Raw genomic sequence first — 24,227 nt, forward strand, 5'->3', positions numbered from 1 at the left:
TGAGACGAACCTGCAATCAGCAGGCTGGGACCGAATTGCGCGCGACGGTTCGGACTGGCGCGATCGAATCGGCAGACTGCACCTGTAGTCGGACAGCTATCGTCCCGCTTGGAATTGCGTTGCTGTTGCCCGTTGCTGGTATGACGCAGTTGCCGTTTCAGGAGCTTTGGGAAGTCGCGAGGCGCCTGCAGCCGCTGTGATCGTGAGCTATGGCGGTTTGCTCTTTCGCCGGTTTGGCAGCCTGTGCGGTGTCGGTGATTCAACGGGTATTTGGCCGGCCGGCTTCAAGACAGCACAGTGGATCGCAAAATGTTTTGCGCACTGGCGAAATGATAAAATCAACGTTCTGGCATAAAGATACGGATTGACGAAAGAATCGGCCTAACGTCCGGGTGTCTACCCATCGTGGAAGTGGAGGGCAATCGCCCAAATACGGCGTGATCGCTCCCATTTTTGACCAGGATAATTTGCTTGCCCTGCGCAACAATCTTGCCTTCGCCTGAACCTGGGGGCTACCTGCCATGGCCGCTGTCACCCCGCGACCGACGGTCCACCCCTCTCGCAGGCCCTCTCCGGATTCCGGAATGGTGTGGATTGCCGGTGGCACATTCCGCATGGGCTCCGAAAGACACTATCCGGAGGAGGCGCCGGTCCATCAGGTGAGCGTGGACGGCTTCTGGATCGACCGGACACCAGTCACGAACCGTCAGTTCCGGCGCTTCGTCAAGGACACGGGCCACGTCACCGTGGCGGAGCGGCCGCCCGACCCGAGGGACTACCCTGGTGCCCTGCCGCACATGCTCAAGGCCGGGTCCCTCGTCTTCAGCCCCCCGCCTCATCCGGTTCCGCTGGACGACCTGCGTCAATGGTGGACGTTCACCTTCGGCGCCAACTGGCGGCGTCCTTACGGGCGAGGCTCCTCGATCCGGGGCCTGGAGGATCATCCGGTGGTGCATATCGCCTATTCCGACGCGGACGCCTATGCGACCTGGGCTGGTAAAAGCCTGCCGACGGAGGCCGAATGGGAATACGCGGCCCAGGGCGGCCTCGATGGCGCCGAGTTCGCCTGGGGCGACGAACTTGCTCCCGGCGGTCGGCACATGGCCAACATCTGGCAGGGTGCCTTCCCGTACCAGAACACGCGCGAGGACGGGTACGAGCGGACATCGCCGGTTACTGCCTACCCACCGAACGGCTACGGCTTGTACGACATGATCGGCAACGTTTGGGAATGGACATCCGACTGGTACGAGCCGAGGCACCCTGCCGCCGCGGCCAAGCCCTGCTGCATTCCGCAGAACCCGCTCGGCGGGCGCGAGGAGGCGAGCCATGACCCATGTCAGCCGGCTATCCGGATCCCGCGCAAGGTCGTGAAGGGCGGTTCGCATCTGTGCGCCCCAAGCTACTGCCGCCGCTACCGTCCAGCCGCCCGTCAACCGGAGCCGATTGACACGTCCATGAGTCACGTCGGCTTCCGGTGCGTCGTCCGGACCACGACCACTCCGTGAAAGCCGGCCTCGAACAACGGTGGAGGAAGGTGATGAGCAGCAAGGAGCATTCCGGAAATCAGGCACCCCCGAAAACCCCTGACGGGGGGAAACCGAACCGGCGCAACGTCCTGCTTGCGGGCACGGCGATGCTCGCGGTGACCGCGGTGGGCCCCGATGCATCGGGCCAGCCCGCATCGGCACCGCCGCAACCGGCACCACCCAATGGGCAACCCGCCGGACAGCGGCCGAACATCCTGGTCATCTGGGGGGACGACATCGGCACCTGGAACATCAGCCACAACAGCCGCGGGGCGATGGGCTATCGCACGCCGAACATCGACCGCATCGCGCAGGAAGGCGTGGCCTTCACCGACTATTACGGTCAGCAGAGTTGCACCGCCGGCCGCGCGGCCTTCCTGGGAGGAACGGTGCCGGTGCGGACCGGCATGACCAAGGTCGGCCTCCCCGGCGCCAAGGAAGGCTGGCAGACGAGCGATCCGACCATCGCCGCCCTGCTGAAGGCCCAGGGCTATGCAACAGGGCAATTCGGCAAGAACCACTTCGGCGATCGCGACGAGCACCTGCCGACCGCGCACGGCTTCGATGAATTCTTCGGCAACCTCTATCATCTCAACGCGGAAGAGGAGCCCGAAAACATCGATTACCCGAAGAACCCCGAGTTCCGGAAGCGCTTCGGACCGCGCGGCGTCATCAAGGCGACCGCCGACGGCCCGATCGAGGATACCGGCCCCCTAACCAAAAAGCGCATGGAGACCATCGACGAGGAGACGGCGTCGGCGGCGCTCGACTTCATTGATCGCCAAGTAAAGGCTGGGAAACCGTTTTTCTGCTGGTGGAACGCCACGCGCATGCATTTCCGCACGCACGTCAAGGAAGCGAACCGCGGCAAGTCTGGTCAGGACGAGTACAGTGACGGCATGGTCGAGCACGACGCCATGGTCGGAACGTTTCTCAAGAAGCTCGACGAGCTCGGCATCACCGACAACTCCATCGTGCTCTACTCGACCGACAACGGCCCACACTACAACACCTGGCCCGACGCCGGCACCACCCCCTTCCGCAGCGAGAAGAACTCCAACTGGGAGGGTGCGTACCGCGTGCCGGCCTTTGTTCGCTGGCCCGACCACTTTCTCCAGGGCGAGACGGTCAACGGCATCGTCGCCCACGAGGACTGGATGGTGACCTTCCTGGCCGCCGCCGGGATGCCGGATGTCAAGGAGCGCCTGTTGAAGGGCGACAGCTTTGCGGGCCGGCAATACCGAGCGCATCTGGACGGGTACAACATGCTGGATTACTTGAGCGGCAAAACCAAGGAATCGCCGCGCAAGGAATTCTGGTACGTCAACGACGATGGGCAAATCGTGGCCGCCCGGTACGAGGATTGGAAGGTCGTGTTCCTGGAAAACCGCGGCCAAGCCTTCGGCGTCTGGCGTGAGCCGTTCACCGAGTTGCGCGTACCGCTCTTGTTCCACCTGCGGCGCGACCCCTTCGAGAAGGCGCAGCACAACGCCAACACCTACAACGACTGGTTTCTCGATCGAGCCTTCGTCCTCGTGCCAATCCAGGGCCTCGCGGCGCAGTTCCTCCAGAGCATGAAGGACTATCCACCGAGCCAGAGTCCGGGTTCCTTCAACCTGAGCAAGATCGAGGCGAAACTGCGCGAGGCGCAGTGATCAACCACGGCACCCCGGTCGTCATCCTTGTCGGGTGGCGGCCGGGCTTGCTGCGACGGCTCCAGGCAAGGGGGGCACATGATTGGCGACCCTTCGGTCGCCCATCGCACCCTTCGTGGAGGCGCTTGTATCCATCGTGTTTGGCGTTGGCGTGCATGGAACGTCCCCTCGAAAACGATTCCAAGGCGCTCCACTGGAACGAAAGAGCTGCTTACCGTCATCGCGGCGATCTTAGCCGTGAAGGCAAAGTGACCGTTTCCAGGAGCCTGTCGGTGGACGAGGACCGCATTACCATTCCGACGCTGATTGGGGCGTTGTTCCACGATCTCTCGCCGGACAAGGAACCCAGAATTCCGATGCTGGGAGAGAAGCGGGAGTTGCAACAGCTCGTCCATCGCGGCCGCAAGCCGGTGGCCCTGTTCGTCGATGAGGCGCATGACCTGCACGGCAAGACGCTGATCGGCTGGAAGCGGCTGATGGACGTGATCACCGATGGCGGCGGCATGCTATCGGTGGTGCTGGTTGGGCATCCTACAAGCTGTGCAACGACCCACGGCGGCCGACCATGGAAGAGATCCGCTACCGCACCGTCATCTTCGAGTTCAACGGTATGGCCAATCACCAGGTTCCCTACATCCGCCGACTGCTCGCGACCTGCGCGGCCGAAGGCGTCGGGCTCGGCGACATGATCGAAGCGCGCACCCAGGAGCTTGCCCAAAGCATGCGAGCGGCCGGCCTGCCAAGCTGATCGCGATAAATTATCCCGTCTCGCGCAATGAGGGTACGATCTCAGATAATTCAGGTTTTCTGGGAGCGAGGCTCTCACCGATTGTGGGCCGGAAATGACCGATAAAATCAAGTTGGACCGTCGATGATTGCGGGCCGCTACAGCTACCGGGCTCTACCGGGAGAGCACAGCGGCTTGCAGCCGGCGCACCAGACCGGTCAAGGCCGCGCGGCGCTCCTCCCCGGACCGATTGTCGGTCAGCGTTTCCTCATGGATGCGCGTCGTCAGCGCGGACAGCTGGTCTGTGAAGCCGGCGCGGTGCTTCTCGTCGAAGAAGGGCAGAAAGACATCGGAGACGCCGAGGCGGCGGCTCAACTCTTCGATGGGCAGAACTCTGACCGGGCCGTGCCGGCGCTCCACATCCGCGAATCCCTGGATCAGGGCGATCTGGTCGAGGAAATAGGCCATGTTGCGCTGTCGCATCCAATGCAGAAGGGCAGTGGCCGTGCGCTCCAGAACCTCCCGTGTGGATTCGTTTGGGCGCAGCACGATCAGTCCGTTGCTGATGGTGTTGTAGAGATAGTCCAGGCTGTCCGGCCGATGGATGAGCATCGCCTCCTCATCCGGCGCCATGGCCTCGACAAGGCGACGCGGGTCGATCGGCAGCAGGGCGTCGATGTCGATCATCACCAGCGGTGGGCGCCCATGGAGGTCCAGCACGTCCGGTGCCCTCATCAGCCGCAGGCAGGTGTAGAGGGTGCGCCGGCTGATCGGATCGAGATCCGGCGGCGTCCGTTCCGTGCTGACGGTCAGGCGGCAGCGCCGCAGCAACGCCCGCAGGCCGGCGACCACCTCCGCGATGTCGGGGCCGGGGTCCGCGACGTGGATGTGCATCCGTTGCCCCTCGCCGCAGAAGGCATCCACCGTCAGCAGAAGGGGGGCCGCGAACAGCTTCAGGAAACGGTCGTCGCAGGCGGCGAACAGGAGAGGTCCCACGCCGCCGGCGGCCGGTTCCGATTGGAAGCCGGCCCGGTAGTCCGCAAGCTCCGCCAGCGGCACCGACCGGCAGAGGGCATCGAATTCGTCGCCGAAGGTGACGTGGCGCAGGAAGGGCAGGGCGGGGACCAGCGCCTTCAGCATTGCCCGGCCCGCCTCCTCGCTCCCCGGCATCCGCAGGAGCAGCGAACCGCGCAGAAAGTCGATCCAGGGCAGCAACTCCCGGTTTTCGATCGCCGCCGCCTGGCGGAAGTGGTCGAGCGCCCGCTTTGCGGCGTCCGGTTGCCCCGCCCCGATCCGGTCGTTCGCCACATGCATGGCGATGTACACAGGGGCTTTCCAGAACAGATGCTCCGCCCGCGCCGCGGCCATCATGCCATGGGCATGGGCGGCGAGAGCGGAGCCATTGTCTCCGCGTGCATCGAGAAGGGCTGCGTTTTCCCAAGCCGTATGGTTTGTGGGCTGCAGGGCCGCCGAGTCCCCGTAGGCCGCTGCGGCCCGGTCGGCATCGCCCGCCGCCTGCGCCGCCTCGGCCAAGTGAAATCGGTCCTGCGCGTCGTCGGGACGCAACCGGACCACCCGCGCGAGCAGGGCGCTGGCCCGGTCCGCCTGTCGCGCCGACAACAGGGCCAGCCCCAGTCCGGACAGCACCGCCGGTGCCGATGGATCGAGCGCTGCCGCCGCTTGGAACGTGGGAATGGCAGCCCCGGAGTCGCCCGCTCTCTGGAGGGTCAAGGCCAGATTGAAGGCCGCGAAGGGAGCCGCCGGGCGGAGCCGGAAGGCCCGGCGGTAGGCCGTCAGGGTGGTGTCGGACGGCTTGGGCTCGCCCGTCGCGCACCCGGCCGCGTCCAGTTCGGCGGTCGTGTGGGCGATCCCCTCTTGGGCGGCGCCGTCACCCGGATTGATGATCTGGGCGGTGCGGTAGGCGGCCAAGGCCTCGGCGTGGCGTCCGCCGGCCCGCCACAAGCCTCCGAGCGCGATCAGCGGTCCAGCCCCCGGAGCCAGGGCGAGGCCGCTCCTCAGGGCCGCTTCCGCGTCATCAAAGCGTCCGAGGGCCTTCAGGGCGAGCGCGAGGTTGGAGTGATAGGCGGCGACGTTGCTGCGGCGGGCGATGGCGTCGGTGATCAGGGACACCCCTTCCGCGGGGTCGCCGGCTTGGCTTCGCAGCACCCCGAGAAGATGCAGCACGTCGGGATGACCGGGCTGCCGCTCCAGGAGCGTCCGGTAAAGCGGCTCGGCCTCGACGAGCCTGCCGGTCCGGTGCAGGGCCACGGCGTTCGCTAGAAGCGTCTCGGAAGGAATTGGCGCGTTCATGGGGAACGTCCCTGATTTGAAGGGGCCGACTGGCTTTTCTACCCCGGGGCGGCCTTCGTGCTCAACAATCACGCCAAAAGGTGATTTCGCAGGATTGCCTTTCCCGTTGCGACAGGGTTTCCTTGAGCCGCGGTGGTCCAAGGTCAAGGCGCGGGAGCGAGAGGCAGCGGTCATGCAGGATCTTTCCTTGAGCTTCCGGCAGGCGGTGGCTCTGCATCAGCAAGGGCGCCTGCCGGAAGCGGATGCGGCGTACCGTGCCGTGCTCGACGCCGTGCCGGACCATGCGGACACGTTGCGTCTGTGGGGGCTGGTCGCCTTGCAGTCCGGTACCGCCAAGGCGGCCTGTGCGCGCCTGTCCTGCGCGGTTGCGGCCAATCCCGGCTCGGCGGAGGCCCTGCACGTGCTCGGCGGTGCGTTCCGGCAAACCGGCGATCTCGGGAAGGCGCTCGACTCCTACCGCCGCGCAACGGTGCTTCGGCCGGTCTTTCCCGAATGCCACTTCAATCATGGCAATGCCTTGATTCAGGCGGAGCGGCCGCTGGAGGCCGCGGTGGCTTACCGATTGGCGGTCGTTCAGCAACCGCTGGCGGCGAACAGCCGTCTCAATCTGGCAGGGGTGCTCAACCGCATCGGAGATCCCGCGGGAGCGGCGCTCCAGGCTCGGGCTGCGGTCGCTCTGGAACCCCATCAACCCGCGATGCTGACGGCGCTTGGCCGTGCCGAGACGGGTCTGGGGAACTCCGTCGCCGCCGAACGGACGCATGGTCGCGCCCGCCGGCTGGATCCTCGGCAGGAGCCTCTTGCCTATGAGCATGGCCTGGCCTTGTCGGCGGTCGGCCGAATCGAGGAGGCCGGCATTCTCCTGCACGCCCTGGCCCGCTCCACCGACGCCACCGTGAGGCTGGGGGCCAAGCTCGCTCTGCACCGGCTGGTGCTCCGCTGCATCGATGTCGATGACTACCGGCGAGCCGCTGCCGTCACCCTGAACGGCTGGAGCGGGCAGGGGAGCCATGGAGCGGCAATGCTGCCGATGAGAGTCCGGATCGAGACCTCCAGCGCATGCAACCTGCGGTGCCGGCACTGCACCACCGGCGTGGCGTACCACAGCACCGAACGCCGCTTGCTGAAGCCGGAGTTGTTCGAGCGAATCCTGCAGGATCTCAAGGGAATCGAGGCGCTGGTCAGTTGCGTCATGTATCTGGGCGGGGAACCGTTGATGAATCCCCAACTGGAAAGGATGATCCGGCGTTTGAGGGACGAGACGTCGATCGATCAGATCCATTTCGTCACCAACGCCATGCTGGTGACCGAAGAGCGTTGCCGCGAACTGGCGGACAGCGGCGTGGCGCGGATCATCGTCTCGATCGACGGCCGCTCGCCGGAGGAGAACGATGCCATCCGCCGGGGATCCCACTATCCCACGGTGCGCCGGAACCTGAATCTGATGCGCCGGTACCTGGAACCCGCCGGCGTACAGTTGGACATCTCCAACAACATCATGCGCCGCCCGGGGGATCCTCCGACCGCTGCGACTCCGGCCTTTCTGATCCAGGATTTTCCCGGCCTGTCGATCGCCACGAACTACGCGTACAAGTGGCCGGGCTGGACGCAGACGGAAGAGGAAGCGGCGCTGGCGGTTGAGGTGAATTCGGGTCGGCGCCGTGGTTTTTGCGGTGCGCCGTTCACGGAAACGGTGATCCGGCCCAACGGCGACGTGACGCTGTGCTGCTACGACATTTCCGGCATCGAGGTGATGGGCAACCTGAGGCAGGGCAGCCTGGAGGAGATCTGGAACGGCGAGCGCTACCGTGCGCTGAGGCTGGCCATGATGGCCGACGACGAAGACGCCTTGCCCGGCGTGTGCCGGAAATGCCCGGTCTACACGGGGGAGGAGATTCAGGAGCGGCCGGCGAACCTGCCCGTCCCCGGCGTGGCTGCGGTTTGACCGCCCAGCGGCCCACCGATCAGCGCGGAGTACCATTTCGCGGATTCCTTCGGCGTCCGCGCCTGCGTCTCGAAGTCCACATGGACGATGCCGAACCGCGTTCCGTAGCCGCCCCCCCACTCGAAGTTGTCGAGCAGCGACCACACGAAATAGCCGCGCACGTCGGCCCCGTCCTTCAGCGCCCGGCCCAACTCGCCGATGCAAGCCTGCAGATAGTCCAGCCGCTCCCGGTCCATCACGATCCCCTGCGCGTCCGGGGATTCCGGCGCCTTGGTGCCGTAGCCGTTCTCCGTCACGTAGATCGGCAGGCGGTAGCGCGCGGCGGCGTGCATCAACGCCTCGTGGAAGGCGCTGGGCTGGAGCGGCCAGCCGATGTCGGTGCGCGGCATGCCCTCGGGTGGGGCACCGAATCCGCAACCCCAGACGGCACCCGGTTCGGCCTGGGCGAAGAGGGGGGCGTAGTGGTTCATGCCGAGCCAGTCCACCGGCCGGCAGATCCGCGCCATGTCGCCCGCCTGGACATAGGGCTCGATGGCCCGGGCGATGCGCGGCGGGTAGCGGCCCAGAATCTGGGCGTCGGGGAAACACAGATTCCACAGCTCGTCGAACAGGGCCGCCGCCTCTACGTTCTCGGGCGCCGGGTCGGCGGGGCGGCAGGGCTGGAAACTGTGCACCGCCCCGATGGAGGCGCCCGGCACCAGAGCGCGCAGCACGTCCACGCCGGCCCCATGGGCAAGGTTGGTGTGGTGGATGACCTTCAGATGCTCACCGCGGTCGGACACGCTGGGGGCGCCCCAGCCGAGCGCGTAGCCGAACAGCGTGAAGACGGAGAACTCGTTGAAGGTTGCCCAGCGCCTCACCCGGTCGCCGAAGCGGCGGGCGCAGAGGACGGTGTAGTCGGCGTACCAACCGGCGCTGTCCCGGTTCGCCCAGCCGCCGAGGTCCTGCAACGCCTGCGGCAGGTCCCAATGGTAGAGGCAGGCCCAGGGCTCGATGCCCGCCTCCAGAAGCCGGTCGATCAGACGGTCGTAGAAGTCCAGCCCAGCTTCGTTGGCTATCCCGCGTCCCCGCGGCAGCACCCTGGGCCACGCCATGGAGAAGCGGTAGGCGCCGACCCCGATGTCGCGCATCAGCGCCACATCCTCGGCGTAGCGGTGGTAGTGGTCGCAGGCGACGTCCCCGGTGTCGCCGTTGTCCACCCGGCCCTTCAGGCGGCAGAAGCTGTCCCAGATGCTGGGCGCCCGCCCGCCTTCCGCCGCGGCTCCTTCGACCTGAAAGGCCGAGGTCGAGGTTCCCCAGAGGAAACCTACAGGAAAGTCGGGGGTGAGAAGGGGCATCGCTCGCCGTTCCACAGCCTTATGTTCCAAGGGAGACCGCTCCGTCGAACCGTTCAATCGTCATTATGCCTGTTTCTTGACCATTCCGCCAAAGGTAGTATGGGTATGGCAATTGGGGCGGATGGAGTGGACGATGGCGGACCTGCCGAAGGATTTTGTTTGGGGCGTCTCCACCTCCGCCTATCAGATCGAGGGCGGCACGGCGGAGGACGGTCGCGGACCCAGCATCTGGGACACGCGCTGCCGCACGGCGGGCGGGGTGGTGAACGGCGACACCGGGGACGTCGCCTGCGACCACTACCACCGCTACGCCGAGGATGTGGCGCTGATGCGCGACATCGGGGTCGGTGCCTACCGCTTCTCCGTGGCGTGGCCCAGGGTACTGCCACGGGGACGCGGGATAGCCAACGAGGCTGGGCTGGACTTTTACGACCGCCTGATCGACGCGGTGCTGGAGGCCGGAATTGAGCCCTGGCTGTGCGTCTATCATTGGGATCTGCCACAGGCGCTGCAGGATCTCGGCGGCTGGGCCAACCGGGACAGCGCCGGCTGGTACGCCGATTACACGACTCTGCTGGCGCGGCGTTACGGCGACCGGGTGAAGCGCTGGATCACCTTCAACGAGTTCTCCGTCTTCACGCTGTTCGGCTACGCCATTCCCTGGGCGGCTCCCGGCATCACCGACCGGGACCAGCATCTGCGGGCTATCCATCACGTGAACCTTGCCCATGGGGCCGGGGTCGACGCGATCCGGGTCCTGGTGCCCAGTGCTTCCATCGGCGCGGTGCACAACCGCCAGCGGGTGCTGCCGGAAGGCGGCAAGCCGGAGAACGCGGAGGCCGCCGCCCTGCTGGACGAGCATTGGAACCTGACCTTCTGCGACCCCCAGCTTCTCGGCCATTACCCCCCGCGCGTCGCGCGCGCCATCGAGCCTTACGTGAAGGCCGGCGACATGGCGCGGATCTGCCGGCCCATGGACTGGTTCGGGCTGAATCACTATGGCCCGATCTTCGCCCGCGTGAATCCGGACACCACCTGGGGCTATGGCTGGGGTGAAGCCCCACCCGATTCGCCGACATACGGTGTCGGATGGGCGGTTTTCCCCGACGCCTTCCGCGACGAGCTGCTGGAGATCACCCGCCGCTACCGCATGCCCATCGTCATTACGGAAAACGGTTGCGGCGGCAGCGATTCGCCGGACGAATCGGGCGTCATCGTCGATCAGCACCGAATCAATTATCTGCAGCTCTATAACGCCTCAATGCATGAAGCGATTCGCGGCGGAGCGGATGTGCGCGGTTACTTCGTCTGGTCGCTTCTGGATAATTTCGAGTGGGGAAGCGGTTACGGCAACCGTTTCGGCATCGTCCATGTCGACTTCGAATCGCAGAAACGCACGCCGAAAGCCTCTGCCCGTTGGTACGCCGACCTGATAAAGCGCGCGCGTTCCGCCACCTGAACGGGCGGCGATTTTATCATCGAAGCCTACTATTTCCATTCGACTGGCAGGCCCGTCCGCGTGTCCTGCATGAAACACATTACACATTTGCATGTTAAACCTGATGCACAGGCTTGCGCTTTGCGCATCACTTTGCCCATCCTCCGTCTTGGATCATTCGTTCTCGAAGGAAACTGACATGCAAAGCAGCGACACCGACGGTTCTGAGAATTCGGCCACCGATCTGGTTGCCATGACGGGTAAGATCGTTGCGTCTTATGTCCGCTCGAACCAGATCGCGGTGAATGATCTTCCGAACCTCATCCGGATCGTCCATCAAAGTCTGTCGGGCACCGGCCGTCCGGTGGAACCGGAAGCGGTTGAGCTGCGTCCTGCGGTGCCGGTGAAGAAGTCGGTGATGCCGGACTACATCGTCTGCCTTGAGGACGGCAAGAAACTGAAGATGCTGAAGCGCTATCTGCGCACGGCTTATGGAATGACGCCCGACGAATACCGCCGGAAGTGGGGCCTGCCCGCGGATTATCCGATGACCGCCCCGAACTATGCGGAGCAGCGTTCTGCCTTCGCGAAGTCGATTGGTCTCGGCAAGAAGGCCGCCGCGCCGGTCAAGCCGGCCCGCCGTGGCCGCGCCAAGAACGTCGCCTGATCGCATCTATGCCCCGAATCGCCCCTTTCCCGCGCTTGGGAAGGGGGCGGCGGGCATGACCGCCGGTTTTGCCCGCAGCGGCTTCAGCGTTGCGCGATCCGCGGCGTAGCCAGGCTGTTCAGGCTGGTGATCCATTCCGACAGGGTGACGAAACGGCAACCGCGGGTGCGCAGAAGGCCGATGGCCCGGGGAAGCGCTTCCGCCGTCGCGTTGTAGGTGGTGTGCATCAGGACAACGCTGCCGATGGTGCCGGTGGCTTCAAGCTGGGCCATGATCTTGCCAGCGTCGCGGGTGAACCAGTCGCGCGTGTCGACGTTCCACAGCGCCGGGCTCATTTTCTCCTGATCGACGGCCGTCAGCGTGTCGTTGTTCCAGCGTCCGGCGGGCGGGCGGAACAGCACCGGATCGGCGCCCGCAGCGGCCAGGATGCGGTTCGTTTCCGCAATCTGCGCCCGCTGGGCCTCAGTGGTCAGGGTGCGCATGTTCGGGTGGGTCAGGCTGTGATTGCCGACCTCGTGGCCTTCCTGGACGATTCGCTGAATGATCCGCGGGTGGCGGACCGCGACGTTGCCGATGGGGAAGAAGGTTGCCCGCACCCCCTCGACGCGCAGGATGTCGAGGATGCGCGGGGTCACCGCCGGGTGCGGTCCATCGTCGAAGGTCAGGGAGCAGAGGTTCCAACGACTGGCTTTCAGCGCTCCGATGTCCACCCGGGCATCGTTGCCGGGGACGATGGCGGCGATTCGCGACAGGCGGGCGGCTTGCCGCTCGATCTCCTGCATTTCCCGGCTCTGGTCCGGGCTGTAGGTCACGACACCGTTGTGGTCGTTGTCCTCAACGGCGGCAGGCGCCGCCGTTGCCGGTTGCTCAACGGCGGCATCCACCACGAGGCAGCTGCCACCACCGCCGACGATTCGGCGGCAGACGAAGTTTGGGTCGAGATCGGGCAGGGGAGCGGCCCGCAGGACGAAACCGGAGTCGGGAACCTCAGGCTTCTGCATGAAGACTCGGGGAACGAGGTCGGCGACCATGTCGGGTTGGCGCCGGACAACCGCCTTCCAGGCAACCCAGGCGTCGGCCTCTGTTCGGTAAACGCCGAATTGCAGCATCTTGGCCGACGGCTTCCCATCCGCGTCCTTCCGCACCGTGGTGACGGTTGCCAGATGCGACGGGTCCGCCGCTTGGGCCGGTATCGCGACCGCACCACAGAGCGCGGATGCCATAAGGCTCGCAGCCAAAAGCCGAAAACGGGACTGCCTCCGCGCCATGGCGGGGCCGAACATGTGGGAGGTGGAGAGGCCCGAACCTGAAATCATGTGCGATCGACCATCAACATCGCCGCAGTGAGATCAGGTGTGGGCGATACCTCTTATGAGATAGAGCAAAATTTATCACGTCTCCATAAGGATCGGCGCCAAGAGGTCGTTGTCACGGATTTCCCTGGCTTATTTTCCATAATGCTCCTTATGGAATTTAAGCGCTCACTCAACTAAGCCCCCCAAAAAAACTCCAAACACCGGATTCGTGCTTCTGCTCTCCGCTCCAATGGGTCGACCTTGCGTATCCCTCCTCAGCGACGCCGAAGGAGCGTCACGCCGTCACCCACGGGCAGCATGCACAGGGCCGCCCTTTCGTCTTCCAGACGGGCCGCATTGAAAGCGCGGATGGCCTCGGTCTTATACTTGCGATCGCTGGGGTCGGCGACCCGCCCGCGCCACAAGGTGTTGTCCACAACGATCAGGCCGCCGCGCCTCACAAGGGACAGACAGCGCTCGTAGTAGGCATCGTAGTTTTCCTTGTCCGCGTCGATGAAGGCGAAATCGAACGACTCGCCCCCTCCATCTGCGAGGAGCTTGTCCAGGCTGTCGAGCGCCGGTCCGATGCGCAAGTCGATCTTGTCCGCAACCCCGGCCTCGGACCAGATCGCGCGGGCCTGCGAGGTCCACTGCTCGTTGACGTCGAAACTGATGACGCGTCCATCGTCCGGCATTGCCAGCGCCACCGTCAGCGCGCTGTATCCGGTGAACGTTCCGATGTCCAAGGTCCGGCGCGCGCCGATCATTTCGACGAGAAAAGCCAGGAGTTGGCCTTCCTCCGGCGCGATCTGATAATGGGCCTCGGTCAGTTTGGCTGTCTCGGCGCGCAGTTTCGCCTGGATGGTGGTCTCACGCAGGGAAGCGTCGAGCATGTACCGGTAGATGGCCTCGGGCATGAAGATCGACTGCACGGTCAAGGAACCCGCTCCCCACTCTGGCCGCCCGCTCCTTGCGGGCGGTCGTTCACATGTGGGGAGCCTTGGCGATTCCGAAAGCTTTTCCCCCGTGTCTCCGATGGACGCACCCGCAGCTTGTCAGTCGAGAGCCCGTCCGAAAGCGAAGCGCAGGGCGTCGGCCACGGCCAGCGGCAGCATCGAGCCGTGGCTTTCCTCGACGAAGTCATGGAAGGCGAGCCGCAAACCCGGAACCGTCGCAAGGGTGGCCGCAACCTCCCTCCCCGTCTGCCCGGAACGCAGGCGCTTCAACCGCTCGGCATCCGCCGGCGGCAAAGGGCGTTCCACCAGCTTGCCGGACGTCTCGATCAGCAGCGCCGTGCCGGGCGCCACGCCCGCGCGCGCTGCTCGATCGAGGAACGCCGCCTGCTCCTTCAGGATGGCCTGCCCGTTCCACCAGATCGCCGGGTCGGCCGCGACATAGGTCTGGAACAGGTCCCCCTTGGTGTAGAGAACGTAGAGGGAGAACAGCCCGCCCAGCGAATGACCGAACAGGGTCCGGCGCTGTCGGTCGATGGGCAGACGCGTTTCGACCGTTGGAATCACCTGCGTCTCAACGAAGGCCAGGAAATCGTCGCGCCCGCCGGTTTCGATGACGGAGGCTCCGTCCCGCGATGGCGGAATGAACTCCGGCGGGGTCGGCGGTGTCAGGTCGCGGTAACGACGGAGGACGTCGAACGGCCCGTCGATCGGATAGCCGATTCCGACGATCACCGCAGAACCGTAGGGCTCCGGCGGGGTCGGACCGATGACCGTCTCCATCATCGGCACGGTCGCGTTGCCATCCAGGAGGTTGATGACCGGATAGCCGCCCGGTGGCGGCGGTTCGACGGGGCGGACGAGAAACACCCGGTAATCCAGGCCCGTCCGGTCGGCGCGGAGATCGAAAGATTCCACCTTGCGGGCCTCCTTCACGGATTCGGCCATCACGGTTTCCACCGGCGCGGCCTGGACGCCGAAGCCGGACAAGGCCACCAGCAGCATGGTCGTGGCAAATCGGAGCATCGGCATCGGTTCCTGCGCAATCGAACGGTGTGGACCGGCGCATCGGTTGGAACCGTGCTCGCGGCGCCATGTTGTTGCACGGTCAGCAGCAGGAGAGCAACGCGATGAGAAAGCTCCTTTCCGCAACGGCGGTCGCCCTCGTCATGGTCGCAGCCGGCCCCTCGCTCGCCCAGCAGAGCGCCGCCATCGCCAACCCAGCCAACGCCTACCGGGAGGTGAAGGACGACAACGTCATGGTGCCGTCCCTCAAGCGGACGGTCGGGCAGCTGGACGATATGGATGTCATGGGACCGGATGGCACGAAGATCGGCGAGGTCGAGGAGGTGCTGATGGACGCCTCCGGGCAGCCGGTCGCCGTGGTGGTGGACGTGGAACATGGCGTTGGGATCGGCGACAAGGAGGTCATCGTCGGGCTGGACCAACTGCGCGACGACGGGCGCAGCCTGACGACGGCGCTGTCGAACGCGCAGTTCGGAACCCTACCGATCTGGGACGATTGAGGCTGATCCAGCCTATCGATAATGCGTTACTGCGGCGCCATGCGGATGGCGCCGTCCAGCCGGATCACCTCGCCGTTGAGCATCTCATTCTCAAGGATGTGCTGCACGAGCCGGGCGTATTCGGAAGGCTGGCCGAAACGCTTCGGGAAGGGCACCGTGGCGGCGAGGCTGTCCTGGACCTCCTGCGGCATATTCAGCAGCATCGGCGTGCCGATCAGGCCCGGCGCGATGGTCATCACGCGCACGCCGCTGCGCGCCAGATCACGGGCGGCGCAGATGGTGAGGGCGACGATGCCGCCCTTCGACGAGGCGTAGGCGGCCTGCCCGATCTGGCCCTCGTAGGCGGCGACGGAGGCGGTGTTGACGATCACGCCCCGCTCCCCCGATTCCAGCGGGTCGAGCGTGCCCATGTCCGCGGCGGCGAGGCGCAGCATGTTGAAGGTGCCGATCAGGTTGACCTCGATCACCTTGCGGAAGTCGTCCAACGCCATCGGGCCGTCGCGCCCGACGATCCGCTTGGCCGGAGCGACGCCCGCGCAGTTCACCGCGATGCGGGCCGGGCCATGGGCCGCGCGTGCCTCCGCCACGGCCTTCTCCGCCGATTCCGCGCTCGACACGTCGCACAGCAGGCCCAGGCCGCCGATCTCCTCGGCCACCTGCTTGACCGCCGCCTCGTTCATGTCGAGCACGGTGACCTTGGCGCCCAACTTCGCCAGATGGCGCGCGGTTTCCGCCCCCATGCCGGAGGCGCCACCGGTGACGATGGCGGCCTGACCGTTGATCTGCATCGCGCTCTCTCCCTGATGTCGTTACTGAAGTCCCCTCTCCCCTCCGGGGAGAGGGTTAGGGTGAGGGGGTTGCGCTCATGCCGAACGCCTTACGTTGCACATCCCCCTCACCGGCCCTACGGGCCACCCTCTCCCCAGAGGGGAGAGGGTTAGGTCACATCCCGCCCGGGTAGTTCGGCCCCCCGCCGCCCTCCGGGACGACCCAGTTGATGTTCTGGGTGGGGTCCTTGATGTCGCAGGTCTTGCAGTGCACGCAGTTCTGCGCGTTGATCTGCAGCCGCGGGTCGCTGCCGTCCTCCGCCCGCACGATCTCGTACACCCCGGCCGGACAGTAGCGCGTTTCCGGCGCGTCGTAGAGCGCCAGATTGACCGCGATCGGCACCGACGCGTCCTTCAGCGTCAGGTGCGCCGGCTGGTCCTCCTCGTGGTTGGTGTTCGACAGGTACACCGACGACAGCCGGTCGAACGACACCACGCCATCCGGCTTGGGATAGGCGATCTTCGGCATCTCCGACGCCTTCCTCAGCGTCTCGTGGTCGCCGTGCCGGTGGTGCAGCGTCCACGGCGACTTGCCCTTGGTCGCCGTCTCGTAGGCCGCGTTGGCCAGACCCGCCCACAGCCCCTTCTGGAAGCCCGGACGGATGTTGCGCACCGCATGCAGCTCCGACCACACCCAGGACGCCTTCAGCTTCTCCGGATAGGCCACCGCCTCGCGCGCCGGAGCGTCGGCCGACAGCAGCTCATGCACCGCCTCGGCGGCCAGCATGCCCGACTTCATCGCGGTGTGGTTGCCCTTGATCTTGGGCACGTTGAGGAAGCCCGCCGCATCGCCGACGATCACCCCGCCGGGGAAGGTCAGCTTGGGGATCGACTGGAATCCGCCTTCGCTGAGCGCCCGCGCACCATAGGCGATGCGCCGCCCGCCCTCGAAGGTCGGGCGGATCGCCGGGTGGGTCTTGTAGCGCTGGAATTCCTCGAAGGGCGACAGGTGCGGGTTCTCGTAGTCGAGCCCGACCACGAAGCCGACCGACACGAGGTTGCCCTCCATGTGGTAGAGCCAGGAGCCGCCGTAGGTCTTGGGGTCCATCGGCCAGCCGATGGTGTGGACGATCAGGCCGGGCTGGGATTTCTCCGGCGCGACCTCCCACAGCTCCTTGATGCCGATGCCGTAGGTCTGGGGATCGGCGTCGCGGCGCAGGTCGAAGCGCTCGAACAGCGTCTTGGTCAGCGAGCCGCGGCAGCCCTCGGCGAAGATGGTCTGCTTGGCGTGCAGCTCCATGCCCGGCGTGTAGTTGGCGGTCTTCTCGCCGTCCTTGCCGATGCCCATGTCGCCGGTGGCGACGCCCTTGACCGCACCGCTGTCATCGTAGAGCACCTCCGCCGCGGCGAAGCCGGGGTAGATCTCCACACCCAGCTCCTCGGCCTGCCCGGCCATCCAGCGGGCGAGGTTGCCGAGGCTGATGATGTAGTTGCCGTGATTGTGCATCTGCGGCGGAGCGAAGGGCGACTTGAGGGCCTTGGTCTGGGTGAGGTAGAGGAAGCGGTCCTCACGGGCCGGGGTGGTCAGCGGCGCGCCCTTCTCCTTCCAGTCGGGGATCAGCTCGTCGAGCGCGTGCGGCTCGAACACCGCGCCGGAGAGCAGGTGGGCGCCGACCTCCGAGCCCTTCTCGACGACGCAGACCGACAGTTCCTGGCCCGCCTCGTTGGCGAGTTGTTTCAGGCGGATGGCCGCGCTCAGGCCCGACGGGCCGGCTCCGACGACAAGGACGTCGTACTCCATCACCTCGCGCGGATCGCGAGCCATCTCGTCAGCCATTTCTTCTTCTTTCCTTGCTTCGTGCGAACAATGTCAGTGCGACAACAGAACGGGAAGGGTCATCTGGCGCAGGATCTGGCGGGTGTTGCTGCCCCGCCCGAACAGCGGAAACAGCGATCCGCCGTAGCCGCCGAAACCGCCCATCACCAGAAGATCGGCGCCATGGTCCGAGGCGCGCGACAGTACGGCGTCCATGGGGGTCATGCTGGCGATGGTCATGCGTTCCTGCGTGGCCGTCACGCCATGGCTCGCCAGATGCTCCAGGATATCGACCTGCGGGACGTTGCCGCCCCCTTCCGCCCGTGGCTGGGTGTGGAAGGCGAGCAGGAGCACAGAACTCGCCTGCTTCAGCAGCGGCAGCGCGTCGTTGACGGCGCGGGTGGCCTCGCGGCTGCCGTTCCAGGCGATCACCGGGCGGTCGGCGAGCTGCGGGTAGCTGCCGCTGTGCGGCACGACCAGGATCGGGCGCCCGGCGTTCAGCACCACCTCCTCGAGCAGGTCCGCCGGGACGCGGCTGTCCTCCGGGTCGTGCTGGCCGAAGACGGCGAGGTCGACGTAGCGCGAGCAGATCACCGTCTCGGCGATCACATGGCCGTACTCGCCGTGGCTGAGCTGCCACCAGCGGGTGGTTACCCCGGCCTCGCGGGCCTTCTCCTCGAACATGTCCCGCGCCCGCTGCGCCGCTTGGGTCAGCGCCGGGCCGGCCTTGCGCGTGACGATGCCGGCGCCGGAGCTGTCGCTCTGCGCGAACAGGCCGGTCAGCGTGGCGCCATGCTTCTGCGCCAGGGTCAGGGCGACGGTCAGCCGCTCCCCGCAGCGGTCGCTGTCGTCCACATGCACCAGCAGGTTCGTGAAGCTCATGGCGCCCTTCCCTTCCCTCTTTCCCCGTGTTTTACGCACATCCCCGCGCGCGAGCGACCTTCGAGGCGGTCGGTCGGCCGATGGCATCGCTGATATAAGCGCCAGCCGCCACCAGCCGGTCGAGATCCACCCCCGTCCCGACGCCCAGCCCGTTCAGCATGTAGAGCACGTCCTCGCTCGCCACGTTGCCTGACGCCCCCTTGGCGTAGGGGCAGCCGCCCAGCCCGGCGACCGAGCTGTCCACCACCGCCACGCCCATCTCCAGCGCCGCCAGGATGTTGGCAAGCGCCTGGCCGTAGGTGTCGTGGAAATGCACGGCGATGCGGTCCATTGGCACACGCTCCGCCACCGCCGCGATCATCGCCTGGGCCTTGGACGGCGTGCCGGTGCCGATGGTGTCGCCGAGCGAGACCTCATAGCAACCCATCTCGAGCAGCCGGCCGGCAACCTCGGCCACCGCCACCGGGGCGATCTCCCCCTCGTAGGGACAGCCGAGCACGCAGGAGACGTATCCGCGCACCGGCACGCCCTGCGCCTTCGCCTGCTCCAGCACCGGAACGAAGCGGTCGAGGCTTTCGGCGATGGAGCAGTTGATGTTCTTCTGGCTGAAGCTCTCCGACGCGGCGGCGAAGACCGCCACCTCGTCGGCGCGTGCGGCGAGCGCGCCCTCCAGCCCCTTGGCGTTCGGGGTGAGCGCGACGTAGCGCACCCCCTCCTTGCGGCGGATGCCGGCGAAGACGTCCGGCGTGTCGGCCATCTGCGGGACCCATTTGGGCGACACGAAGCTGCCGGCCTCGATGGCGGTAAGCCCGGCATCGGTCAGCCGGTCGACCAGACCGATCTTCACCGCCGTCGGGACGATCTGCTTCTCGTTCTGGAGGCCGTCGCGCGGGCCGACCTCCACCATGCGGACGCTCTTGGGCAGGCGCATGCTCATCCCTCCGCCACGTCGAGGACCAGCAGGTCCACGCCTTCAGACACCTGATCGCCCGCCGCGAAATTGACGGCGCTGACGGTGCCGGCGGCGGGGGCCTTGATGGTGTGCTCCATCTTCATCGCTTCCAGAAGCATCAGCGGCGCGCCCGCCTCCACCGTCTGGCCGGGCTCGACCAGCACGCGGACAACGGTGCCCGGCATCGGCGCGGTGAGGCGGCCGGACCCGCCCTCCTGCTCCGCGGCACGGGCGGTCGGGTCGTCGAGATGCAGGCGCCACACCGCCCCGTCCGACAGGATGGTCAGGTCCAGACCTTGGCAGACCACCGTGGCGCGGGTGCGCACCGCGTCGATGGTGGCGGTCAGCGTCTCGCCGTCGAGAGTCACCCGCTCCGCCCGGATGGCCGGGCGGCCCTCCACCTCGATCTCGTAGCCTTCGGGGCGGAAATGCAGGGTCAAGGCGCGCGGCGTGTCGCCATCCATCAGGCGCAGGTCGTGGTGGTTGTCGTCGTTGAGACGCCAGCCGCTGGCCGACAGCCAGGGCGACCAGGGGTCCGACGCGGCGCGGCGGGCTTTGCGGGCGTCGGCGTTGCGGCGGAGCAGCACGCTGAGCGCCGCGATGGCCAGCCCGCGGTCCGGCACCGGGGCCGGCGGGGGCAGCAGGTCGGCGCGGTGCCGCTCGATGAAGCCGGTGTCGATCTCCACCGCCCGGAAGGCCGGATGCCCGGCGATGGCGCCGAGGAAGGCCACGTTGGTCGTGACCCCGACCACCTCGTAGGCGGCGAGCGCCACGCGCAGGCGGCGGAGTGCCGCGTCGCGGTCCTCGTCCCAGACGATCAGCTTGGCGATCATCGGGTCATAGAACATGGTGACCTCGTCGCCCTCACGGACGCCGGTGTCGACGCGGACATGGTCGTTTTCGGCGGGCGGACGCAGTCGGACCAGCTTGCCGATGGCCGGCAGGAACTCGCGCTGCGGGTCCTCCGCGTAGAGACGCGCCTCGAAGGCGTGGCCGCGGCGGGTGAGTTGGTCCTGCATCAGCGGCAGCGTGCCGCCGGCGGCGACGCGCAGTTGCCACTCGACGAGGTCCTGGCCGGTGATCTTCTCGGTCACCGGATGCTCCACCTGGAGGCGGGTGTTCATCTCGATGAAGTAGAATCCGCCATCCTCGTAGAGGAATTCCACGGTGCCGGCGCCGACGTAGTTCACCGCCTTGGCGGCGGCTACCGCGGCCTCGCCCATGCGGCGGCGCAGGTCGTCGGGCAGCGCCGGGGCCGGGGCCTCCTCGATCACCTTCTGGTGGCGGCGCTGGATGGAGCAGTCGCGCTCGAACAGATAGACGCCGTTGCCGTGGGTGTCACAAAAGACCTGGATCTCCACATGGCGCGGACGGCCCAGATACTTCTCCAGAAGCACGCTGTCGTCGCCGAAGGCGGCCTTGGCCTCGCGCTTGGCGCCGGCCACCGCGTCGGCGAACTCGCCGGCGGCGCGGACCACGCGCATACCCTTGCCGCCGCCGCCCGCCGAGGCTTTGACCAGCACCGGATAGCCGATGCGCTCGGCCTCCGCGGCCAGCGTCTCCAGGTCCTGGGCCTCGCCGTGGTAGCCGGGGACCAGCGGCACGTCGGCCTGGGACATCACGCGCTTGGATTCCGCCTTGGAGCCCATGACGCGGATGGCCTCGATCGGCGGGCCGATGAAGACCACGCCGGCTTCGGCGCAGGCGGCGGCGAAGCCTGCGTTCTCCGACAGGAAGCCGTAGCCGGGATGGATGGCCTGGGCGCCGGTGCGCTTGGCGACATCAAGAATGACGTCGCCGCGCAGATAGCTCTCGCCGACCGGCGCCGGGCCGATGCAGACGGCCTCGTCGGCCATCTCCACATGCATGGCGCGGGCGTCGGCCTCCGAATGGACGGCGACGGTGCGGATGCCCATGCGGCGGGCGGTGCGGATGACGCGGCAGGCGATCTCGCCACGGTTCGCGATCAGAATCTTGTCGAACATGCCTGTCTCAACCATGGGCCTCAGCTCCGCCACGCGGGTTCGCGTTTCTCCAGGAAGGCGCCGACGCCCTCCCTCCCCTCGTCGCTCGCGCGCTGGCGGGCGATGCGCTCAGCCGTGTCGTGGACCAGCGTGTCGTCCAGCGGACGGCGCGCCACGGCGCGGATCAGCTCCTTGGCCGCGGTCTGCGAGGCCGGGCCGCATTGCAGAAGGTTGCGAACCATCACCTCCACGCAGGCATCCAGCTCCGTCGCCGGGACGGTCTGGTGCAGCAGGCCGAACCGCAGCGCCTCGGCAGCGGAGAAGCGCTCCGCCGTCAGGAAGTAGCGGCGGCAGGCACGCTCGCCCATCGCGGCCACGACGTAGGGGCTGATGACCGCGGGGATCAGGCCCAGCCGCACCTCGGTCAGGGCGAAGCTGGCGGTCTCGGCGGCTATGGCGATGTCGCAGGCGGCGACCAGCCCCACCCCGCCGCCAAAGGCCGGCCCCTGCACCACGGCGATGGTCGGCTTCGGGCATTCGTCCAGCGTGCGCAGCATGGTGGCGAGGCCCATGGCGTCCTGGACGTTCTCGCCATGGCTGTAGCCCGCCATCTTCTTCATCCAGCCGAGGTCGGCCCCGGCGGAGAAGCTCTTGCCCGCGCCGCGCAGCAGGATGACACGGACGTCCGGATTCGATCCCAGGCTGAGGAAGGCGTCGGTCAGGTCGGTGATGACCTGCTCGTTGAAGGCGTTGTGGACCTCCGCCCGGTTCATGGTGACGGCGGCCACGCCGCTGGCGGCGATGTCGATCAGAATGTCGCTCATGCTCGTCGTCCCCCCGCTCACATCCGGAACACGCCGAAGGTGGTCTTCTCGACCGGGGCGTTCAGCGACGCCGACAGGCCGAGGCCGAGCACCATGCGGGTGTCCGCCGGGTCGATGATGCCGTCGTCCCACAGCCGGGCGGAGGCGTAGTAGGGATGGCCCTGGTCTTCGTACTGCTGGCGGATCGGGGCCTTGAAGGCCTCCTCCTCCTCCGGCGCCCAGCTCCTGCCCTGGGATTCCATGGCGTCGCGCCGGACTTGGGCGAGCACGCCCGCCGCCTGCTCCCCGCCCATCACCGAGATGCGCGAGTTTGGCCACATCCAGAGGAAGCGCGGGCTGTAGGCGCGCCCGCACATGCCGTAATTACCCGCGCCGTAGCTGCCGCCGATGATGACGGTGAATTTCGGCACCTTGGCGCAGGCGACGGCGGTGACCAGCTTCGCGCCGTCCTTGGCGATGCCGCCCGCCTCGTACTTCCGCCCGACCATGAAGCCGGTGATGTTCTGCAGGAAGACCAGCGGAATGCCGCGCTGGCAGCACAGCTCGACGAAATGCGCGCCCTTCAGGGCGGATTCGCTGAACAGGATGCCGTTGTTGGCGATGATGCCGACCGGATAGCCGAAGATATGGGCGAAGCCGCAGACCAGCGTCGTGCCGTAGAGCGGCTTGAACTCGTCCAGCACCGAGCCGTCGACCACGCGGGCGATGACCTCGCGCACGTCGAAGGGCTTGCGCGGGTCGCTGGGGATCACGCCGTAGAGTTCCCGCGGGTCGTAGGCCGGCTCCTGCGGCTCGCGCAGGTCCATGTCGATGCGCTTGCTGCGGTTCAGGTTCGACACGACCTTGCGCGCCATGGCGAGCGCGTGGGCGTCGTTCATCGCGTAATGGTCGGTCACGCCGGAGGTGCGGGAATGCACGTCCGCCCCGCCGAGATCCTCCGCCGACACCACCTCGCCGGTCGCCGCCTTCACCAGCGGCGGGCCGCCGAGGAAGATGGTGCCCTGGTTGCGCACGATGATCGCCTCGTCCGACATCGCCGGGACATAGGCGCCGCCCGCCGTGCAGCTTCCCATGACCACCGCGATCTGCGGGATGCCCTGGGCCGACATGTTGGCTTGGTTGAAGAAGATGCGGCCGAAATGGTCACGGTCGGGAAACACCTCGTCCTGGTTGGGCAGGTTGGCGCCGCCCGAATCGACCAGATAGATGCAGGGCAGGTTGTTCTGCTGCGCCACTTCCTGGGCGCGCAGGTGCTTCTTGACCGTCAGGGGGAAGTAGGTCCCGCCCTTCACCGTGGCGTCGTTGACGACCACCATGCATTCCTGCCCGGCCACGCTGCCGATGCCGGTGATGATGCCCGCCGCCGGAATGTCGTCGTCATAGACCTTGTAGGCGGCCATCTGCGACAGCTCCAGGAAGGGCGATCCCACATCCAGAAGCTGGCGGATGCGCTCGCGCGGCAGCAGCTTGCCGCGGGACAGGTGCTTGTCGCGGGCCTTGGCGCCGCCGCCCTGCTTGATGGCGCCCACCTTCTCGCGCAGGTCGGCGACCAGGGCGGACATGGCGTCGGTGTTCGTCTGGAACTCGGCGGAGCGCGGGTTCAGGGCGCTCTTCAGGACGGTCATGGCCGTCGTCCTCCC

At 66.7% G+C, this 24,227-nt stretch carries 19 protein-coding genes; 7 read left to right on the plus strand and 12 right to left on the minus strand.

Features of this window, described 5'->3' with window-relative positions; genetic code table 11:
• Nucleotides 1–584 precede the first annotated feature (584 nt).
• The 3 genes from H1Q64_RS28225 to H1Q64_RS28235 all read left to right on the plus strand — a co-directional run bounded on the left by H1Q64_RS28225 (nt 585) and on the right by H1Q64_RS28235 (nt 3,873).
• Entirely contained in the window at nt 585–1,508 is a 924-nt protein-coding gene (locus H1Q64_RS28225) for a formylglycine-generating enzyme family protein (protein ID WP_237907209.1), read from the plus strand.
• Between the two features lie 32 nt (nt 1,509–1,540).
• Nucleotides 1,541–3,184 (plus strand): arylsulfatase, encoded by a 1,644-nt coding sequence (locus H1Q64_RS28230; RefSeq protein ID WP_419468867.1) that lies wholly within the window; start codon nt 1,541–1,543, stop codon nt 3,182–3,184.
• Between the two features lie 155 nt (nt 3,185–3,339).
• The gene (locus H1Q64_RS28235) at nt 3,340–3,873 is read left to right on the plus strand and encodes a hypothetical protein (RefSeq protein ID WP_419468868.1); all 534 of its coding nucleotides are present in this window, start codon (nt 3,340–3,342) and stop codon (nt 3,871–3,873) included.
• Between the two features lie 212 nt (nt 3,874–4,085).
• Here H1Q64_RS28235 and H1Q64_RS28240 read toward each other — a convergent pair whose 3' ends face one another.
• A complete protein-coding gene (locus H1Q64_RS28240) occupies nt 4,086–6,221 on the minus strand; it encodes a tetratricopeptide repeat protein (protein ID WP_237907210.1) in 2,136 nt (711 codons plus the stop codon).
• 172 nt (nt 6,222–6,393) lie between these two features.
• On the opposite strand from H1Q64_RS28240, the gene H1Q64_RS28245 reads away from it, so the two are divergent.
• Entirely contained in the window at nt 6,394–8,166 is a 1,773-nt protein-coding gene (locus H1Q64_RS28245) for a radical SAM protein (protein ID WP_237907211.1), read from the plus strand.
• Here the strand turns inward: H1Q64_RS28245 and H1Q64_RS28250 are convergent.
• Complete coding sequence (locus tag H1Q64_RS28250; RefSeq protein ID WP_237907212.1) at nt 8,118–9,503, minus strand: GH1 family beta-glucosidase; 1,386 nt, start codon at nt 9,501–9,503, stop codon at nt 8,118–8,120. The two genes, H1Q64_RS28245 and H1Q64_RS28250, sit on opposite strands and share 49 nt — an antisense overlap.
• Nucleotides 9,504–9,636: 133 nt before the next feature.
• On the opposite strand from H1Q64_RS28250, the gene H1Q64_RS28255 reads away from it, so the two are divergent.
• Nucleotides 9,637–10,962, plus strand: coding sequence for a GH1 family beta-glucosidase (locus tag H1Q64_RS28255; protein ID WP_237907213.1), 1,326 nt, complete (start codon nt 9,637–9,639; stop codon nt 10,960–10,962).
• Nucleotides 10,963–11,140: 178 nt separating this feature from the next.
• Nucleotides 11,141–11,608: a MucR family transcriptional regulator gene (locus tag H1Q64_RS28260; RefSeq protein WP_237907214.1), complete on the plus strand. Its 468-nt coding sequence runs from the start codon at nt 11,141–11,143 to the stop codon at nt 11,606–11,608.
• 83 nt (nt 11,609–11,691) lie between these two features.
• Here the strand turns inward: H1Q64_RS28260 and H1Q64_RS28265 are convergent, their stop codons facing one another.
• From H1Q64_RS28265 to H1Q64_RS28275, 3 genes are all read right to left on the minus strand, one after another.
• Nucleotides 11,692–12,831 (minus strand): polysaccharide deacetylase family protein, encoded by a 1,140-nt coding sequence (locus H1Q64_RS28265; RefSeq protein ID WP_237907215.1) that lies wholly within the window; start codon nt 12,829–12,831, stop codon nt 11,692–11,694.
• A 347-nt stretch (nt 12,832–13,178) separates the two neighbouring features.
• On the minus strand, nt 13,179–13,841 hold the full coding sequence (locus tag H1Q64_RS28270; protein WP_237907216.1) for a class I SAM-dependent methyltransferase: 663 nt from the start codon (nt 13,839–13,841) through the stop codon (nt 13,179–13,181).
• Nucleotides 13,842–13,958: 117 nt separating this feature from the next.
• A complete protein-coding gene (locus H1Q64_RS28275) occupies nt 13,959–14,882 on the minus strand; it encodes an alpha/beta hydrolase (RefSeq protein ID WP_237907217.1) in 924 nt (307 codons plus the stop codon).
• A gap of 104 nt (nt 14,883–14,986) precedes the next feature.
• Between H1Q64_RS28275 and H1Q64_RS28280 the strand changes: the two genes are divergently transcribed.
• Nucleotides 14,987–15,382: a PRC-barrel domain-containing protein gene (locus H1Q64_RS28280; protein ID WP_237907218.1), complete on the plus strand. Its 396-nt coding sequence runs from the start codon at nt 14,987–14,989 to the stop codon at nt 15,380–15,382.
• Between the two features lie 26 nt (nt 15,383–15,408).
• Here the strand turns inward: H1Q64_RS28280 and H1Q64_RS28285 are convergent, their stop codons facing one another.
• From H1Q64_RS28285 to H1Q64_RS28315, 7 genes are all read right to left on the minus strand, one after another.
• Nucleotides 15,409–16,170 carry an SDR family NAD(P)-dependent oxidoreductase gene (locus tag H1Q64_RS28285; protein ID WP_014242576.1) on the minus strand — a complete coding sequence of 254 codons (762 nt, stop codon included), beginning with the start codon at nt 16,168–16,170 and terminating at the stop codon, nt 15,409–15,411.
• Nucleotides 16,171–16,324: 154 nt separating this feature from the next.
• Nucleotides 16,325–17,974, minus strand: a complete 1,650-nt coding sequence (locus H1Q64_RS28290) for an electron transfer flavoprotein-ubiquinone oxidoreductase (protein ID WP_237907720.1) — start codon at nt 17,972–17,974, stop codon at nt 16,325–16,327.
• A gap of 45 nt (nt 17,975–18,019) precedes the next feature.
• Nucleotides 18,020–18,847, minus strand: coding sequence for a universal stress protein (locus H1Q64_RS28295; protein WP_237907219.1), 828 nt, complete (start codon nt 18,845–18,847; stop codon nt 18,020–18,022).
• 31 nt (nt 18,848–18,878) lie between these two features.
• Complete coding sequence (locus H1Q64_RS28300) at nt 18,879–19,778, minus strand: hydroxymethylglutaryl-CoA lyase (RefSeq protein ID WP_237907220.1); 900 nt, start codon at nt 19,776–19,778, stop codon at nt 18,879–18,881.
• A gap of 2 nt (nt 19,779–19,780) precedes the next feature.
• Nucleotides 19,781–21,784: an acetyl-CoA carboxylase biotin carboxylase subunit gene (locus H1Q64_RS28305; RefSeq protein WP_237907221.1), complete on the minus strand. Its 2,004-nt coding sequence runs from the start codon at nt 21,782–21,784 to the stop codon at nt 19,781–19,783.
• A 20-nt stretch (nt 21,785–21,804) separates the two neighbouring features.
• Entirely contained in the window at nt 21,805–22,587 is a 783-nt protein-coding gene (locus H1Q64_RS28310; protein WP_237907222.1) for an enoyl-CoA hydratase/isomerase family protein, read from the minus strand.
• Nucleotides 22,588–22,604: 17 nt separating this feature from the next.
• Nucleotides 22,605–24,212, minus strand: coding sequence for a carboxyl transferase domain-containing protein (locus H1Q64_RS28315; protein ID WP_237907223.1), 1,608 nt, complete (start codon nt 24,210–24,212; stop codon nt 22,605–22,607).
• Nucleotides 24,213–24,227: the final 15 nt, after the last annotated feature.

The organism is Azospirillum brasilense (genome assembly GCF_022023855.1).
Lineage (GTDB): Bacteria > Pseudomonadota > Alphaproteobacteria > Azospirillales > Azospirillaceae > Azospirillum > Azospirillum brasilense_F.

What these genes read in the sequence shown, in the direction of transcription:
- H1Q64_RS28225 (WP_237907209.1), top strand. Translation starts at nt 585, where the DNA reads ATGGTGTGGATTGCCGGTGGCACATTCCGCATGGGCTCCGAAAGACAC.
- H1Q64_RS28230 (WP_419468867.1), top strand. Translation starts at nt 1,541, where the DNA reads ATGAGCAGCAAGGAGCATTCCGGAAATCAGGCACCCCCGAAAACCCCT.
- H1Q64_RS28235 (WP_419468868.1), top strand. Translation starts at nt 3,340, where the DNA reads ATGGAACGTCCCCTCGAAAACGATTCCAAGGCGCTCCACTGGAACGAA.
- H1Q64_RS28240 (WP_237907210.1), bottom strand. Translation starts at nt 6,221, where the DNA reads ATGAACGCGCCAATTCCTTCCGAGACGCTTCTAGCGAACGCCGTGGCC.
- H1Q64_RS28245 (WP_237907211.1), top strand. Translation starts at nt 6,394, where the DNA reads ATGCAGGATCTTTCCTTGAGCTTCCGGCAGGCGGTGGCTCTGCATCAG.
- H1Q64_RS28250 (WP_237907212.1), bottom strand. Translation starts at nt 9,503, where the DNA reads ATGCCCCTTCTCACCCCCGACTTTCCTGTAGGTTTCCTCTGGGGAACC.
- H1Q64_RS28255 (WP_237907213.1), top strand. Translation starts at nt 9,637, where the DNA reads ATGGCGGACCTGCCGAAGGATTTTGTTTGGGGCGTCTCCACCTCCGCC.
- H1Q64_RS28260 (WP_237907214.1), top strand. Translation starts at nt 11,141, where the DNA reads ATGCAAAGCAGCGACACCGACGGTTCTGAGAATTCGGCCACCGATCTG.
- H1Q64_RS28265 (WP_237907215.1), bottom strand. Translation starts at nt 12,831, where the DNA reads ATGGCATCCGCGCTCTGTGGTGCGGTCGCGATACCGGCCCAAGCGGCG.
- H1Q64_RS28275 (WP_237907217.1), bottom strand. Translation starts at nt 14,882, where the DNA reads ATGCTCCGATTTGCCACGACCATGCTGCTGGTGGCCTTGTCCGGCTTC.
- H1Q64_RS28280 (WP_237907218.1), top strand. Translation starts at nt 14,987, where the DNA reads ATGAGAAAGCTCCTTTCCGCAACGGCGGTCGCCCTCGTCATGGTCGCA.
- H1Q64_RS28285 (WP_014242576.1), bottom strand. Translation starts at nt 16,170, where the DNA reads ATGCAGATCAACGGTCAGGCCGCCATCGTCACCGGTGGCGCCTCCGGC.
- H1Q64_RS28290 (WP_237907720.1), bottom strand. Translation starts at nt 17,974, where the DNA reads ATGGCTCGCGATCCGCGCGAGGTGATGGAGTACGACGTCCTTGTCGTC.
- H1Q64_RS28295 (WP_237907219.1), bottom strand. Translation starts at nt 18,847, where the DNA reads ATGAGCTTCACGAACCTGCTGGTGCATGTGGACGACAGCGACCGCTGC.
- H1Q64_RS28300 (WP_237907220.1), bottom strand. Translation starts at nt 19,778, where the DNA reads ATGCGCCTGCCCAAGAGCGTCCGCATGGTGGAGGTCGGCCCGCGCGAC.
- H1Q64_RS28305 (WP_237907221.1), bottom strand. Translation starts at nt 21,784, where the DNA reads ATGTTCGACAAGATTCTGATCGCGAACCGTGGCGAGATCGCCTGCCGC.
- H1Q64_RS28310 (WP_237907222.1), bottom strand. Translation starts at nt 22,587, where the DNA reads ATGAGCGACATTCTGATCGACATCGCCGCCAGCGGCGTGGCCGCCGTC.
- H1Q64_RS28315 (WP_237907223.1), bottom strand. Translation starts at nt 24,212, where the DNA reads ATGACCGTCCTGAAGAGCGCCCTGAACCCGCGCTCCGCCGAGTTCCAG.